Annotated in this window: 12 protein-coding genes; 8 read left to right on the top strand and 4 right to left on the bottom strand. The window is 60.4% G+C overall.

What is annotated here, in order from left to right; genetic code table 11:
• The first annotated feature begins 56 nt into the window (after positions 1-56).
• From ppsA to PSEUDOMOFG3G_RS17705, 8 genes are all read left to right on the top strand, one after another.
• Positions 57-2432, top strand: a complete 2376-nt coding sequence (ppsA, locus tag PSEUDOMOFG3G_RS17740; protein WP_047227140.1) for a phosphoenolpyruvate synthase — start codon at positions 57-59, stop codon at positions 2430-2432.
• Positions 2433-2645: 213 nt separating this feature from the next.
• Positions 2646-3635, top strand: a complete 990-nt coding sequence (locus tag PSEUDOMOFG3G_RS17735) for an alpha/beta fold hydrolase (protein ID WP_047227141.1) — start codon at positions 2646-2648, stop codon at positions 3633-3635.
• Between the two features lie 127 nt (positions 3636-3762).
• Positions 3763-4254, top strand: coding sequence for a ribonuclease E activity regulator RraA (rraA, locus tag PSEUDOMOFG3G_RS17730; RefSeq protein ID WP_047227142.1), 492 nt, complete (start codon positions 3763-3765; stop codon positions 4252-4254).
• A 25-nt stretch (positions 4255-4279) separates the two neighbouring features.
• Positions 4280-5275 carry a zinc transporter ZntB gene (locus PSEUDOMOFG3G_RS17725; RefSeq protein WP_047227143.1) on the top strand — a complete coding sequence of 332 codons (996 nt, stop codon included), beginning with the start codon at positions 4280-4282 and terminating at the stop codon, positions 5273-5275.
• Between the two features lie 63 nt (positions 5276-5338).
• The gene (locus tag PSEUDOMOFG3G_RS17720; protein ID WP_014337331.1) at positions 5339-5584 is read left to right on the top strand and encodes a hypothetical protein; all 246 of its coding nucleotides are present in this window, start codon (positions 5339-5341) and stop codon (positions 5582-5584) included.
• Positions 5585-5586: 2 nt separating this feature from the next.
• Positions 5587-6411: a mechanosensitive ion channel domain-containing protein gene (locus tag PSEUDOMOFG3G_RS17715; RefSeq protein WP_047227144.1), complete on the top strand. Its 825-nt coding sequence runs from the start codon at positions 5587-5589 to the stop codon at positions 6409-6411.
• Between the two features lie 91 nt (positions 6412-6502).
• Positions 6503-7093, top strand: a complete 591-nt coding sequence (sigX, locus tag PSEUDOMOFG3G_RS17710; protein ID WP_042729583.1) for an RNA polymerase sigma factor SigX — start codon at positions 6503-6505, stop codon at positions 7091-7093.
• 107 nt (positions 7094-7200) lie between these two features.
• Positions 7201-8235, top strand: a complete 1035-nt coding sequence (locus PSEUDOMOFG3G_RS17705) for an OmpA family protein (RefSeq protein WP_047227145.1) — start codon at positions 7201-7203, stop codon at positions 8233-8235.
• A gap of 203 nt (positions 8236-8438) precedes the next feature.
• Here the strand turns inward: PSEUDOMOFG3G_RS17705 and cobA are convergent, their stop codons facing one another.
• Genes cobA through nirB form a run of 4 tightly spaced genes read right to left on the bottom strand, consistent with a single transcriptional unit; the run spans position 8439 to position 14689 of the window.
• Positions 8439-9194 carry a uroporphyrinogen-III C-methyltransferase gene (gene cobA / locus PSEUDOMOFG3G_RS17700; protein WP_047227146.1) on the bottom strand — a complete coding sequence of 252 codons (756 nt, stop codon included), beginning with the start codon at positions 9192-9194 and terminating at the stop codon, positions 8439-8441.
• 10 nt (positions 9195-9204) lie between these two features.
• Positions 9205-11922: a nitrate reductase gene (locus PSEUDOMOFG3G_RS17695; RefSeq protein ID WP_139050743.1), complete on the bottom strand. Its 2718-nt coding sequence runs from the start codon at positions 11920-11922 to the stop codon at positions 9205-9207.
• On the bottom strand, positions 11922-12239 hold the full coding sequence (gene nirD, locus PSEUDOMOFG3G_RS17690) for a nitrite reductase small subunit NirD (RefSeq protein ID WP_047227148.1): 318 nt from the start codon (positions 12237-12239) through the stop codon (positions 11922-11924). Before nirD ends, PSEUDOMOFG3G_RS17695 begins: the two co-directional genes overlap by 1 nt.
• On the bottom strand, positions 12236-14689 hold the full coding sequence (gene nirB / locus PSEUDOMOFG3G_RS17685; protein ID WP_139050742.1) for a nitrite reductase large subunit NirB: 2454 nt from the start codon (positions 14687-14689) through the stop codon (positions 12236-12238). The genes nirD and nirB overlap by 4 nt, the downstream gene beginning before the upstream one ends.
• Positions 14690-14930: the final 241 nt, after the last annotated feature.

The raw sequence follows: 14930 nt of genomic DNA, 5'->3' as shown, positions 1-14930 counted from the left end.
CCCCTGGAGCCACCGGTGCCTTGAGCTTTTCCAACACAGTTAGTGGAGAGATCACCTTGGTAGAGTACGTAGTTTCCCTCGATAAGCTCGGCGTCCATGATGTAGAGCATGTGGGGGGCAAGAACGCATCCCTGGGCGAGATGATCAGTAACCTCGCCGGTGCCGGCGTATCGGTGCCAGGTGGCTTCGCCACGACGGCTCAGGCTTATCGTGACTTTCTGGAACTGAGCGGCCTGAACAAACAGATCCACGACGCGCTCGATGCCCTGGACGTCGATGACGTCAACGCCTTGGCCAAGACCGGCGCCCAGATCCGCCAATGGATCATGGAAGCCGAGTTTCCCGAGAAGCTGAACGCCGAAATTCGCACCGCCTTCGCCAAACTGTCCGAAGGCAATCCCGACGTTGCCGTCGCCGTGCGCTCCTCGGCCACCGCCGAAGACCTGCCGGATGCCTCCTTCGCCGGCCAGCAGGAAACCTTCCTGAATATCCGTGGCGTGGAAAACGTCATCCGTGCCGCCAAGGAAGTCTTCGCTTCCCTTTTCAATGACCGTGCCATTTCCTACCGTGTGCATCAGGGCTTCGACCACAAACTGGTCGCCCTGTCTGCCGGTGTTCAGCGCATGGTCCGCTCCGAAACCGGCACCGCCGGGGTAATGTTCACCCTCGACACCGAGTCGGGTTTCCGTGACGTGGTGTTCATCACTGGCGCCTACGGCCTGGGTGAAACCGTCGTACAAGGCGCGGTGAACCCGGATGAGTTCTATGTCCATAAAGGCACACTGGAAGCCGGTCGTCCGGCCATCCTGCGCCGTAACCTGGGCAGCAAGGCCATCAAAATGATTTACGGCGACGAAGCCAAGGCCGGTCGTTCGGTCAAGACCGTCGACGTGGACAAGGCCGAGCGCGCGCGCTTCTGCCTGAGCGACGCCGAAGTCAGCGAGCTGGCCAAGCAGGCGATGATCATCGAGAAGCACTACAAGTGCCCGATGGACATCGAATGGGCCAAGGACGGTGACGACGGCAAGCTGTATATCGTGCAGGCCCGTCCGGAAACCGTGAAGAGCCGTACCCAGGCCAATGTCATGGAGCGCTATCTGCTCAAGGAAACCGGCACCGTGCTGGTGGAAGGCCGTGCCATCGGCCAGCGCATCGGCGCCGGCAAGGTGCGGATCATCAAGGACGTCTCGGAGATGGATAAGGTCCAGGCCGGCGATGTGCTGGTTTCCGACATGACCGACCCGGATTGGGAACCGGTGATGAAGCGCGCCAGCGCCATCGTCACCAACCGCGGCGGACGTACCTGCCACGCGGCGATCATCGCCCGTGAACTGGGCATTCCGGCTGTGGTCGGTTGCGGCAACGCCACTCAGTTGCTCAAGGACGGCCAGGGCGTCACCGTGTCCTGCGCCGAAGGCGATACCGGCTATATCTTCGAAGGCGAACTGGGCTTCGACATCAAGAAGAACTCCGTGGACGCCATGCCGGACCTGCCGTTCAAGATCATGATGAACGTCGGCAACCCGGATCGCGCCTTCGACTTCGCGCAACTGCCGAACGCGGGTGTGGGCCTGGCCCGCCTGGAATTCATCATCAACCGCATGATTGGCGTGCACCCCAAGGCGTTGCTGAACTACGACGGCTTGCCGCCGGAGATCAAGGACAGCGTCGACAAGCGCATTGCCGGTTACAACGATCCGGTCGGTTTCTACGTCGAGAAACTGGTGGAGGGCATCAGCACCCTGGCGGCTGCGTTCTGGCCGAAAAAGGTCATCGTGCGCCTGTCGGACTTCAAGTCCAACGAATACGCCAACCTGATTGGCGGCAAGCTCTACGAGCCGGAAGAAGAAAACCCGATGCTGGGCTTCCGAGGCGCTTCGCGTTACATCAGCGAATCGTTCCGTGACTGCTTCGAACTCGAGTGCCGCGCCCTCAAGCGTGTGCGCAACGAGATGGGCCTGACCAACGTCGAGATCATGGTGCCGTTCGTGCGCACCCTGGGCGAAGCGAGCCAGGTTGTCGACCTGTTGGCGGAAAACGGCCTGGCCCGTGGTGACAACGGCCTGCGCGTGATCATGATGTGCGAGCTGCCGTCCAACGCGATCCTCGCTGAAGAATTCCTTGAATTCTTCGACGGTTTCTCCATCGGCTCCAACGACCTGACCCAGCTGACCCTGGGCCTGGACCGTGACTCCGGCATCATCGCGCACCTGTTCGACGAGCGGAACCCGGCGGTCAAGAAGCTGCTGGCCAATGCCATTGCCGCCTGCAACAAGGCCGGCAAGTACATCGGCATCTGCGGTCAGGGCCCTTCGGACCACCCGGACCTGGCCAAGTGGCTGATGGAGCAGGGCATCGAAAGCGTTTCGTTGAACCCCGACTCCGTGCTGGAGACCTGGTTCTTCCTGGCTGAAGGTCAGGCTGCGGTCTGATCGAGTGAAGGGGCCTCACCGGCTGATGTCAGTCGGTGAGCGCAGCCCTTGTGGGAGCGAGCCTGCTCGCGATGGCGGAGTGTCAGTCAACGTTGATTTGCTGATCCACCGCCATCGCGAGCAGGCTCGCTCCCACAGGTTGCGCGGCAGCCCCTTTTGATTGAAGTAGGGCGGGCTCCAGGCGGATGCCGCCCTTTTTTGTGCAAGAGCATTATGCAAAGCAGCAGCAACCTTTTTCCTGTCGCCCTGATCAGCGCCGAGCGGCGTGGTGATCTGAGCGAAGACGTCTATCGTCTGAAGCCCGGCAACAGCCCGGACTACAGCGTTGAACTGGCCGTCACCCGACTGGGCATGGCCGACGGCAGCGAGGTTCGCGGCGTTCCCGTGATCCTGCTGCACGGCAGTTTTTCCAACCGGCGCTTCTGGTATTCGCCTAAGGGCCTGGGACTGGGGGCCTATCTTGCGCGGCTGGGCTTTGACGTGTGGATTCCCGAAATGCGCGGTCATGGCCTGTCCCAGCGCAATCACGACTACCGCAAGAACCGCGTGGCCGATTACGCTCGTTACGACCTGCCGGCCATCGGTGCCTTCGTGCGTGAGCAGAGCGGGCAGGTGCCACACTGGATCGGCCACTCTTTGGGCGGCATCACCCTGGCGGCGGCGTTGGGCGGTCACTATCTGGGCGAGCCGGCGGTGGCTTCGGCGGCGTTTTTTGGCACCCAGGTCAGCCGCACCTATTGGCCGCTGAAGATCCCGCCGGTGGAATGGAGCGGACGTTTCATTCTCAAGCGTTTTGCCCAGTTGTCCGGTTCGCGGCTCAAGCGCGGCCCGGAGGACGAGCCCATCGGCCTGGCGCTGGAGAGCATGCGCTGGTATGGCCTGTTCGGGCGTTTTGGTGATGCGCAGAAGAACTGGTGGGCGGGGCTGGCCGATGTGCAGGTGCCGATACTGGCGGTGAGCGCGGCCGGCGACCAGCAGGATCCGACCTGGGCTTGCCGCAAACTCTTCGAGCAGGTCGGCTCTGCGCACAAGCAGTTTGTCTGCCTGGGCCGGGAGCAGGGCTTTACCGACGATTTCGGCCATGTCGAGATGCTGGTCAGCAAAGCGGCCCATGCTGAGGTCTGGCCGCTGGTGGCGCGTTGGCTGGCAGATCAGCATGCACCGCTACTGGCGGATCCATCCAGGCTGGCCGAAGCGGTTTGAAGCGAAGGCTCTGACAAGGGCATTTCGCTCTTGTCGGCTTGCGGCTAAGATATGACGCGATACGCGGTTCCGGTCACAAACGGTTGCTCACTCAGCCTGACGTTCCAGCCTTTACAGGAGTTGTTCAATGAACCATTACCTCACGCCCGACCTGTGCGACGCCTACCCGGAGTTGGTGCAAGTGTTGGAGCCGATGTTCAGCAATTTCGGTGGCCGCGATTCCTTCGGCGGCGAAATCGTGACCATCAAGTGCTTCGAGGACAACTCCCTGGTCAAGGAGCAGGTGGAACTCAAGGGCAACGGCAAAGTGTTGGTGGTCGATGGCGGCGGCTCACTGCGCCGGGCATTGCTGGGTGACATGCTGGCCGAAAAAGCCGCGAAAAACGGCTGGGAAGGGCTGGTGATTTACGGTTGCATCCGCGACGTCGACGTCATCGCCCAGACAGACCTTGGTGTCCAGGCCCTGGCCAGCCATCCGATGAAAACCGACAAGCGTGGCATCGGCGATCTCAATGTCGCGGTGACCTTTGCCGGCGTGACGTTTCGTCCAGGCGAGTATGTCTATGCGGACAACAACGGCGTGATTGTGTCGCCCAGCCCGCTGAAAATGCCTGAATGAAGCGTCAAAGCCATAAGGGATGAGGATGTTCGAGGAAGAAAACGCGCAATGGGGGCTGGTGCATGCCCTGGTGCTGGACGGTAATGGTGGCGCGCGTTCGATAGCCCGGACAGAACTCGACGATTTGCAGTTACAGGCCCACGAAAGCTTGTGGCTGCACTGGGATCGCAGTCATCCGCAAACCCACACCTGGCTGCGCAAGTCCAGTGGCCTGAGCGAATTCAACTGCGACCTGCTGCTGGAGGAGAACACCCGGCCGCGCCTGTTGCCGCTGCCCAACGCCGAACTGCTGCTGTTTCTGCGCGGCGTCAACCTCAATCCGGGCGCAGAACCGGAGGACATGGTGTCGGTGCGGATCTTCGCGTCCCCCCAGCGAGTGATCTCCCTGCGCCTGCGTCCGTTGCGCGCCACCGATGAACTGTTGACGCAACTGGCCGAGGGCGAGGGGCCAAGGACTGCGTCGGAACTCATCCTTTATATGGCGCAGTACCTGACCAACAAGGTGCAGGATCTGGTCACCCAGCTCTCGGAAATCGTCGATAGCGAAGAAGAAAAGATTGATACCGACGAACGGTATACCCCCGAGCATGATGCCATTTTGCACATTCGCAGAAGGGCGGCCGGGCTGAAGCGGTTCCTGGCCCCCCAGCGGGATATTTTCGGCCAGATGACACGGCTCAAACTGCCGTGGTTTGTCGAGGATGATGGCGATTACTGGAATGAATTGAACAACAGCCTGACCCGCTACCTCGAAGAGCTGGAATTGACCCGAGAGCGCGTGGGGCTTGTGCTGGAGGCCGAGGACCGGCGTCTGTCGGTGCGTATGAATCGCACCATGTACCGCTTCGGCATCATCACCGGGATTTTTCTGCCGATGAGTTTTCTCACCGGTCTTTTGGGCATCAACGTCGGCGGTATTCCGTTCTCCGAAAGCCCTTATGGCTTCCTGGTTGCATGCCTGTTGATGGTCGGCGTGGCCCTCGGTCAGTGGTGGCTGTTCCGCCGTTTGCGCTGGGTTTGACGGGGCGCCATGTGACCTGCCGAAATTTGATCGCGTCTTTCACAGACATCACGAGAGGTGCGTATGCACGATCCGTTTGAACAGTCTTTGCGCGACATGCTCAAGGCTTCGCCGTCCAGCCGGGACGACGATGCATGCCTGGGACGTGTACTGAAAACCGCCAACCGCCAGGTTGGCGCCGGCGATCTGTTCAGCCTGCTGGGCCGCTGGTTGCCCGCGCTGATGATCGCCCTGAATAACGGGTCGGCCCACGTTTCGCCGGTTTCCCGTCGTAAACCTGTTACTCGCACCGCTGATAAGGCTGATTGAATATGGAACTTGATCTCTGGACCCAGAGCCTCGTCACGGCAATGACCGCGTTGTGGACCAAGGTGGCTAATTTCATCCCCAACCTCTTCGGCGCCCTGGTGGTGCTGTTGTTGGGGTTCGTGGTGGCCAAGCTGCTGGACACCCTGCTTTCAAAACTGCTCGCCAAATTGGGGCTCGACCGCCTGATGGGCGGCACCGGCCTGACCAAGCTGCTGTCGCGCGGTGGCATTCAGGTTCCGATCTCGACCTTGGTCGGCAAGATCGTCTACTGGTTCGTTCTGCTGATTTTCCTGGTTTCTGCCGCTGAATCCCTGGGCCTTGAGCGAGTTTCAGCTACGCTCGATATGCTTGCGCTGTATTTGCCGAAGGTTTTCGGTGCCGCGCTGGTATTGCTGGTGGGCGTTCTGCTGGCGCAATTGGCCAACGGGCTGGTGCGCGGCGCGGCCGAAGGTGTCGGGCTTGACTACGCCCAGGGCTTGGGGCGAATTGCCCAGGGCCTGGTGATCATCATCAGTATTTCGGTCGCGATCAGCCAGTTGGAGGTCAAGACTGACCTGCTCAACCATGTGATCGTCATCGTATTGATTACCGTTGGTCTGGCGGTTGCGCTGGCAATGGGGTTGGGAAGCCGGGAAATCGCCGGCCAGATTCTTGCGGGAATCTATGTGCGTGAATTGTATGAGGTTGGGCAACAAGTGCGTGTTGGCGAGGTCGAAGGCCAGATCGAAGAGATCGGCACGGTGAAGACCACATTGCTGACCGAGGAGGGTGAATTGGTATCGCTCTCCAATCGGATCCTACTGGAACAGCATGTGAGTAGCCGCTAACCCGGCAAACCCTGCTAATGTATGCCGCCGCAAAATGCCCGTTAACGCAGGCTGCGGCGCACATTGACCTAGACTGTCGGCCCGACTTGTTTTGAACAAACCCCAATCGCTATCCACGCGCTACGACCCCCGTGATCTCTCCGATGAGGAGTTGGTCGCGCGCGCGCATACGGAACTTTTCCACGTAACGCGTGCTTACGAAGAATTGATGCGCCGTTACCAGAGAACATTATTTAACGTTTGTGCGCGTTATCTGGGGAACGATCGTGATGCTGACGATGTCTGTCAGGAGGTGATGTTGAAGGTGCTGTATGGCCTGAAGAACTTCGAGGGGAAATCGAAGTTCAAGACATGGCTCTATAGCATCACGTACAACGAATGCATCACGCAGTACCGCAAGGAACGGCGAAAGCGTCGCTTGATGGATGCTTTGAGCCTGGATCCTCTGGAGGAAGCGTCTGAAGAAAAGGCGCCCAAACCAGAGGAAAAGGGTGGGCTGGATCGCTGGCTTGTCCATGTGAACCCGATCGACCGGGAAATTCTGGTGCTACGATTTGTCGCAGAGCTGGAATTCCAAGAGATCGCAGACATAATGCACATGGGGTTGAGCGCGACAAAAATGCGTTACAAGCGCGCTCTTGATAAATTGCGTGAGAAATTTGCGGGTATTGCTGAAACTTAGTTCGGCGCAAATATCTCTTACGTGTAGGCAAGTTCTGATAGACTTGTCGCCGAGTTGTCCCCCGGTTTGCGGGACTGCTTTACAATCACCAGATGGGGATTTAACGGATGAAACTGAAAAACACCTTGGGCTTTGCCATTGGTTCTTTGATTGCTGCCACTTCGTTCGGCGCTCTGGCACAAGGCCAAGGCGCAGTTGAAATCGAAGGCTTCGCCAAGAAAGAAATGTTCGACAGCGCTCGCGACTTCAAGAACAACGGCAACCTGTTCGGCGGCTCGATTGGTTACTTCCTGACCGACGACGTAGAACTGCGTCTGGCCTACGACGAAGTGCACAACGCACGTGCCGAAGACGGTCGTAACATCAAGGGCTCCAACACCGCTCTGGACGCTCTGTACCACTTCAACAACCCAGGCGACATGCTGCGTCCTTACGTATCGGCTGGTTTCTCCGATCAGAGCATCGGTCAGAACGGCCGTAGCGGTCGCAACGGCTCCACCTTCGCCAACGTTGGCGGCGGTGCCAAGCTGTACTTCACTGACAACTTCTACGCCCGTGCCGGCGTTGAAGCTCAGTACAACATCGACCAGGGCGACACCGAGTGGGCTCCAAGCGTCGGTATCGGTGTGAACTTCGGTGGCGGCTCCAAGCCTGCTGCTGCTCCAGTTCCAGCTCCGGCTGAAGTCTGCTCCGACAGCGACAACGATGGCGTGTGCGACAACGTCGACAAGTGCCCTGACACCCCAGCCAACGTAACCGTTGACGCTGATGGCTGCCCGGCTGTTGCTGAAGTCGTACGTGTTGAGCTGGACGTCAAGTTCGACTTCGACAAAGCGGTCGTTAAAGATAACAGCTACGGCGACATCAAGAACCTGGCTGATTTCATGAAGCAGTACCCATCCACCACCACTACTGTTGAAGGTCACACTGACTCCGTCGGTCCTGACGCTTACAACCAGGCTCTGTCCGAGCGTCGTGCAAACGCCGTTAAGCAAGTCCTGACCAACCAGTACGGTGTTGAATCGTCCCGCGTTCAGTCTGTTGGCTACGGCGAATCCCGCCCAGTTGCCGACAACGCTACTGACGCTGGCCGTGCTGTTAACCGTCGCGTAGAAGCGCAGGTTGAAGCCGAAGCTAAGTAATTAGCCCACAGCTTTGGAAAAGCCCGGCTTAGGCCGGGCTTTTCTTTGCCTGCGATTTATGAAAATCAGGGGCGGGGCTGGAGAAACACAAAAAACTGTGGGAGCGAGCCTGCTCGCGATGGCGGTGTGTCAGTCAGCATCAATGTTGCTGATCCACCGCCATCGCGAGCAGGCTCGCTCCCACAGGTTTGCTGGTGTCTGTGCTATAGCGCCGAAGCCTGGACCCAGGCCGGTTGCGCTCCTGCCAGCTCAGCAGCTCTGGCTACCTCGCCAATCACCAGGATCGCCGGGCTCTTGAGTTGAAATGCGCCTGCATCGGCCTCCATCGAGGTCAGGTCACTGCGACAGTCGCGCTGATGGGGCAGGGAGGCATTTTCAATCATCGCCACCGGCGTGTCCGCCGCCAGGCCTCCGGCCAGCAGTTGCTCGCGGATCTCGCTCAGTTTCGCCACCCCCATGTACACCACCAAGGTGGTCCCGCTTTGTGCCAAGGCTTGCCAGTTCAGGCTGCTACCGTCCTGGGTGTGGGCGGTGACCAGCGTCACGCCCCGGGCAATCCCACGCAGCGTCAGCGGAATATCACATTGCGTCGCACCCGCGAGGCCGGCCGTAATGCCATTGACCAGTTCCACTTCGACGCCATGCTCGCGCAGCCACTGCGCCTCTTCGCCGCCCCGGCCGAAGATGCACGGGTCGCCGCCCTTGAGGCGCACCACGCATTTGCCCTGGCGGGCATAACGCAGCATCAGCCGATGGATAAAAGCCTGTGGCGTGGAACGGCATCCGCCGCGCTTGCCGACGGCGATGATCCGCGCGCCAGGGCAGTGCTCCAGCACCGCATCGTTGACCAGATCGTCGATCAACACCACGTCGGCTTCGCCCAAGGCGCGCACGGCTTTGAGGGTCAGCAATTCAGGGTCGCCAGGACCTGCACCCACCAGCCAGACTTTTGCGTTCATAGTGTTTTCCTCACGAGACAGCGGCCACCGGTTGCGCGGTGGCAACCAGCAGGCGTTTGATTTCCGGTACACAGGAGCCGCATTGCGTGCCGCAGCCCAGTTCCTGTTTCAGCCCCTGCAAGTCCAGGCCACGTTCAATGCCGGCGCAGATCGCACGCTGGCTGACGTTCATGCAGTTGCACAGTGTTTTGCTGCCGCCAACGGCGGCACCGGCATTGCCTGGTGGGGCGCTCAAAGGCGCCAGCAGCCAGCGCCGCAACTGCTCATCGGCGCGGCCTTCCAGCCAGAGGTTTTGCAGCCAGTGGCGGGCCAGGGTTTCGCCGGCCAGGCGAATGGCGGTGATGCGACCGTTCTCGATTCGCACCCGTTTACCGATGGAACGACGCGGGTCGTCATAGGCCAGCACTGGCCCTTCGATCAGCCCCAATTGCTCGTCGATCGCCTGCAGCAACTGCGGTTCGGGGGCGACGGCGCTGGCCGCGCGAATCAGCAACGCGGGACGTTCGCGCCCAGTCAGGCTCAGGCTGACGTAGGCAAACGCCTCGCACAGTGGTCGCAAAGTCTCCAAGTGCTGTTGAACATCGCCTTCGACCAGGGCGAAAAGCTGCCAGGGCAGGTTCACCGGTTCCAGGCGCACGCCGCTGTGTTTGAGTTCCGGCTGTTTTGACAGAGGGTCGAAGGCCGGTTGAGTCAGGGTATTGACCCCACCCTTGAGAAAGCGATCGCCCCAGTGCATGGGCAGAAACGCCTGCCCGGGGCGCACGCTGTCGTCGCTGTCCACCGCCACGATCACGGCGCCACGACGGCTCTTGAGGCTGACCAGGTCACCGGCTTGCAGCCGATGGCGAAGCAGTTCGTCAGGGTGCAGGCTGAGCACGGCTTCGTTCACATGGCCGAACAATTGTGCTGCGGTGCCGGTGCGGCTCATGCCATGCCATTGGTCCCGCAGGCGACCCGTGTTGAGGGTCAATGGGTAGCGGGCGTCGCGCAACTCTTTGGCGGCGCGATACGGTTCTGCGACAAACCGCGCGCGGCCATTGTCGGTAGGAAAAATCCCGTCCAGATACAGGCGCGGTGTTCCGCTGCTGGCGCCTTGCGGGAAGGGCCATTGCTGAGGACCGAGTTGATCGATCAGGGCATGGCTGATACCGGACAAGTCCAGGTCGCGGCCATGGGTCAGTTGCTTGTATTCATCGAACAACTGGGCCGGAGTTTCAAAGGCGAACAGGCTGGGTTGACCCGGGCGCAGGCGTTTCTCCAGGCGTTGGGCGAAATCCACGGTAATTGCCCAGTCCGGCCGTGCCTCACCCGGTGCGGCAATCGCCCGGCGGACGTGGGAAATACGCCGTTCAGAATTGGTCACCGACCCTTCTTTCTCGCCCCAACTGGCCGCTGGCAGCAGCAGGTCGGCAAACGCGGCGGTTTCGGTGGTCCGGAAGGCCTCTTGCAGCACCACGAATGGACAAGCTTGCAGGGCTTCCCGGACCGCCGTCTGGTCAGGCATCGACTGCGCGGGGTTGGTGCAGGCAATCCACAGTGCCTTGATCTTGCCACTGCGAACCTGTTCGAACAGTTCGATGGCGCTCAAACCCGTGGTCGCGGGCAATTGCTCAACACCCCAGTAGCGAGCGACTTCGGCGCGATGTTCGGCGTTGGCGGCGTCGCGATGACCCGGCAGCAGGTTCGACAAGCTACCGGTTTCCCGACCGCCCATGGCATTGGGCTGACCGGTCAGCGAGAAGGGCCCGGCGCCCGGCCGGCCGATTTGCCCGGTGGCCAGGTGCAGGTTGATCAACGCGCTGTTCTTCGCACTGCCGGCGGTGGACTGATTCAAGCCCATGCACCACAACGACAGGAAGCTGGGCGACGTGCCGACCCATTCGGCGCACTGGTGCAGTTGCTCGACGCTGATGCCGCAGATCTGGGCGACCATGGCCGGGGTGTAGTCGCGCACCAGGTTCTTGAGGTCCGCCAGGCCTTCGGTGTGGGCCTTGATGAAGCCGCGGTCGACCCAGTCTTCCCACAACAACAGGTGCAAAATCCCATGGAACAAGGCGACATCGGTGCCCGGCAGGATCGCCAGATGCAGGTCGGCAAGGTCGCAGGTGTCGGTACGCCGTGGGTCGATGACGATGATTTTCATCTGTGGTCGGCGGGACTTGGCGTCCTCGAGGCGGCGAAACAGGATCGGATGGGCGTAGGCCATGTTACTGCCGACAATCATCACACAGTCGCTCAGCTCCAGGTCTTCATAGCTGCAGGGCGGGGCGTCGGCACCGAGGCTGCGCTTGTAGCCCACCACCGCCGAGGACATGCACAGCCGGGAATTGCTGTCGATGTTGTTGGTGCCCACCAGTGCCCGGGCGAGTTTGTTGAAGGCGTAGTAGTCCTCGGTCAGCAGTTGCCCGGAGATGTAGAACGCCACGCTGTCGGGGCCGTGTTCGGCGATGGTATCGGCGAAGATGCTGGCCGCGTGATCCAGCGCGCTGTCCCAATCGGTGCGGGCGCGGGACAGGCCCTTGCCCAAGCGCAGTTCGGGATACAAGGCGCGCGCGGCGAGGTCGCCGGTCAGGTGCAGGGTCGAACCCTTGCTGCACAGTTTGCCAAAGTTGGCCGGGTGGGCGGGATCGCCACTGACGCCGAGGATGCGCTCGTCGTCATGTTCGATCAGCACGCCGCAACCGACCCCGCAATAACAGCAGGTCGAGGCGGTGGTTTGACGGCTCATCAGCTTGCTTCCCGCAATGCCAGCATCACCCGGCCGTTTTCGACCCGCGCCGCATGATGATGAGCGCAACCCACATCCGGGGCCTGGGCCTGGCCGGTTTCCAGGTCGATCTGCCAGTTGTGCAGCGGGCAGGCCACGCGCTTGCCATAGATCAACCCCTGGGACAGCGGGCCACCCTTGTGCGGGCAGCGGTCATCGAGTGCGAAAACCTCATCGTCGCTGGTACGAAAAATCGCGATATCGCCTTTCGGGCCATTGATGATGCGCGAGCCCAGGGCGTTGATCTCTTCCAGTGCGCAGATATCCAGCCAGTTCATGCCGGTACCTCCAGGTTTTTCACGGTGATGACTTCAAACTCTTTCTTCAGCTGGGGCTGTTCCAGGCGTTCTTTCCAGGGGTCCTGTTCCAACGACAGGGAGAACTTCAGGCGGTCATGCAAGTCTTTGCGTCGTTGTGGATCTTCAAGTACCGCTTTCTTGATGTGCTCCATGCCGACCCGTTGCATGTAGTGCACGGTGCGTTCGAGGTAGAAGGCTTCTTCGCGGTACAACTGCAGGAATGCGCCGTTGTATTCGCGCACTTCTTCGGCGGTCTTGAGTTTGACGAAGAATTCGGCGACCTCAGTCTTGATCCCGCCGTTACCGCCGATGTACATCTCCCAGCCGGAATCGACGCCGATAATGCCGACATCTTTGATGCCCGCTTCCGAGCAGTTGCGGGGGCAACCGGAAACGGCCAGCTTCACTTTGTGGGGCGACCACATGTTGAAGAGGTCGTGCTCCAGCTCGATTCCCAATTGGGTGGAGTTCTGCGTGCCAAAGCGGCAGAACTCGCTTCCTACGCAGGTTTTTACGGTGCGGATGGATTTGCCATAAGCGTGGCCGGACGGCATGTCCAGGTCTTTCCAGACTCCGGGCAGGTCCTGCTTTTTGATCCCTAGCAAGTCGATACGCTGGCCGCCGGTGACCTTGACCATCGGCACGTTGTATTTGTCGGCCACATCGGCAATGCGCCGCAGCTCAGACGGATTGGTCACGCCACCCCACATCCGCGGGACGACGGAGTAAGTGCCATCTTTCTGGATGTTGGCGTGGGCACGCTCGTTGATCAGGCGCGACTGCGGATCGTCGTGCGCTTCGCCGGGCCAGGTGGAAATCAGGTAGTAGTTGAGCGCCGGGCGGCAGGTGGCGCAGCCGTTCGGGGTGCGCCAGTTCAGGTAGCTCATGGTTGCGGCGATGGTCAGCAGATGCTGGTCGCGGATCGCCTGGCGAATCTGCCCATGGTTGAGATCGCTGCAACCACAGATGGCTTTTTCGCTTTTCGGTTTGACGTCCGCCGCGCCGCCCACGGTGTTGATCAGGATCTGCTCCACCAAACCGGCGCAGGAGCCACAGGAACTGGCGGCCTTGGTGTGTTTTTTTACGTCATCGACGCTGAACAGCCCATGCTCCTGGATCGCCTTGACGATGGTGCCCTTGCACACGCCGTTGCAGCCGCAGACTTCGGCGGTGTCGGCCATGTTCATGGCTTTGTCCTGGCCCTGATGTCCTACGTCTCCCAGGGCGTTTTCCCCAAACATCAGGTGATCGCGGATCTCGCTGATGGTGTGGTTCTCACGGATCTGACGGAAATACCAGCCACCGTCTGCCGTATCGCCGTACAGACAGGCGCCGACCAGCACGTCATCCTTGATCACCAGTTTTTTGTAGACGCCACCAATCGGGTCGGAAAGGGTGATGGTCTCGGTGCCTTCGCCGCCCATAAAATCCCCGGCGGAGAACAGGTCGATGCCGGTGACTTTGAGTTTGGTCGAGGTCACTGACCCCTTGTAGGTGGCGAAGCCCAGTTGCGCGAGGTGGTTGGCACAGACCTTGGCTTGCTCGAACAGCGGTGCCACCAGGCCGTAGGCGGTTCCACGGTGGCTGGCACATTCACCGATGGCATAGATGCGCGGGTCGTAGGTTTGCATCGTGTCGTTGACCAGAATCCCGCGGTTGCAAGGGATGCCGGACTTTTCCGCCAGTTCGGTATTGGGGCGGATACCGGCGGCCATCACCACCAGATCGGCCGGGATGATGTCACCGTTCTTGAATTGCACCGAGCCGACCCGGCCATTGCCGGCGTCGTGCAGGGCTTGCGTTTGTTCGCTCAGGCGGAATTTCAGCCCGCGATTTTCCAGGGCGGTTTGCAGCAACTGACCGCTGGTCTTGTCCAACTGACGCTCCAGCAGCCATTCACCCAGGTGCACCACTGTCACGTCCATGCCCCGCAGTTTCAAGCCGTTGGCGGCTTCCAGGCCGAGCAACCCGCCGCCGATCACCACGGCGTGTTTGTGGGTCTTGGCGGTGTTGATCATCGCCTGGGTGTCGGCGATGTCGCGGTAGCCGATGACGCCCTCCAGGGTGTTGCCGGGGATCGGCAGGATGAATGGCGTGGAGCCTGTGGCGATCAGCAGACGGTCGTATTCGGCTTCGCTGCCGTCCTCGGCGATGACCCGGCGCTTGACTCGGTCGATCTCCACGACCTTGCGGTTGAGCAGCAGCTTGATGTTGTTGTCCAGGTACCAGCTCAGGTCGTTGAGCACGATCTCTTCAAACGTCTGCTCCCCGGCGAGCACGGGCGAGAGCAGGATGCGGTTGTAGTTGGTATGAGGCTCGGCGCCGAACACCGTGATGTCGTATAGCTCATTGCTCAGCTTGAGCAGTTCTTCGAGGGTTCGAACCCCGGCCATGCCGTTGCCGATCATCACCAGTTTGAGTTTCTTCATCAGGGTTCTCCACAAGCTCAGGCCCGGTTCATCACGGTGCTCGGACTGGCTCGATACTTTTACGAAAACAAAAAAAGGCGTCCCGCTAGTTGCCTAGCGAGGACGCCTTTGTCCTTGTCCCGTTCTCTCGGGAAGCACCGCCCTCATCGTTGGAGGCGTTGCTTTATGTATGGTGAGAGAGGTTATGCAGTGGTTGTGCCAACTGGCTTGAGGGCGCGGATTTATTGGAGGGGAGGCGGGT

This window comes from Pseudomonas sp. FG-3G, from assembly GCF_901007645.1.
Classification (GTDB): domain Bacteria; phylum Pseudomonadota; class Gammaproteobacteria; order Pseudomonadales; family Pseudomonadaceae; genus Aquipseudomonas; species Aquipseudomonas rhizophila.
The sequence above is the reverse complement of the archived record's forward strand: the minus strand, read 5'-3'. Positions and strand labels throughout refer to the sequence as shown.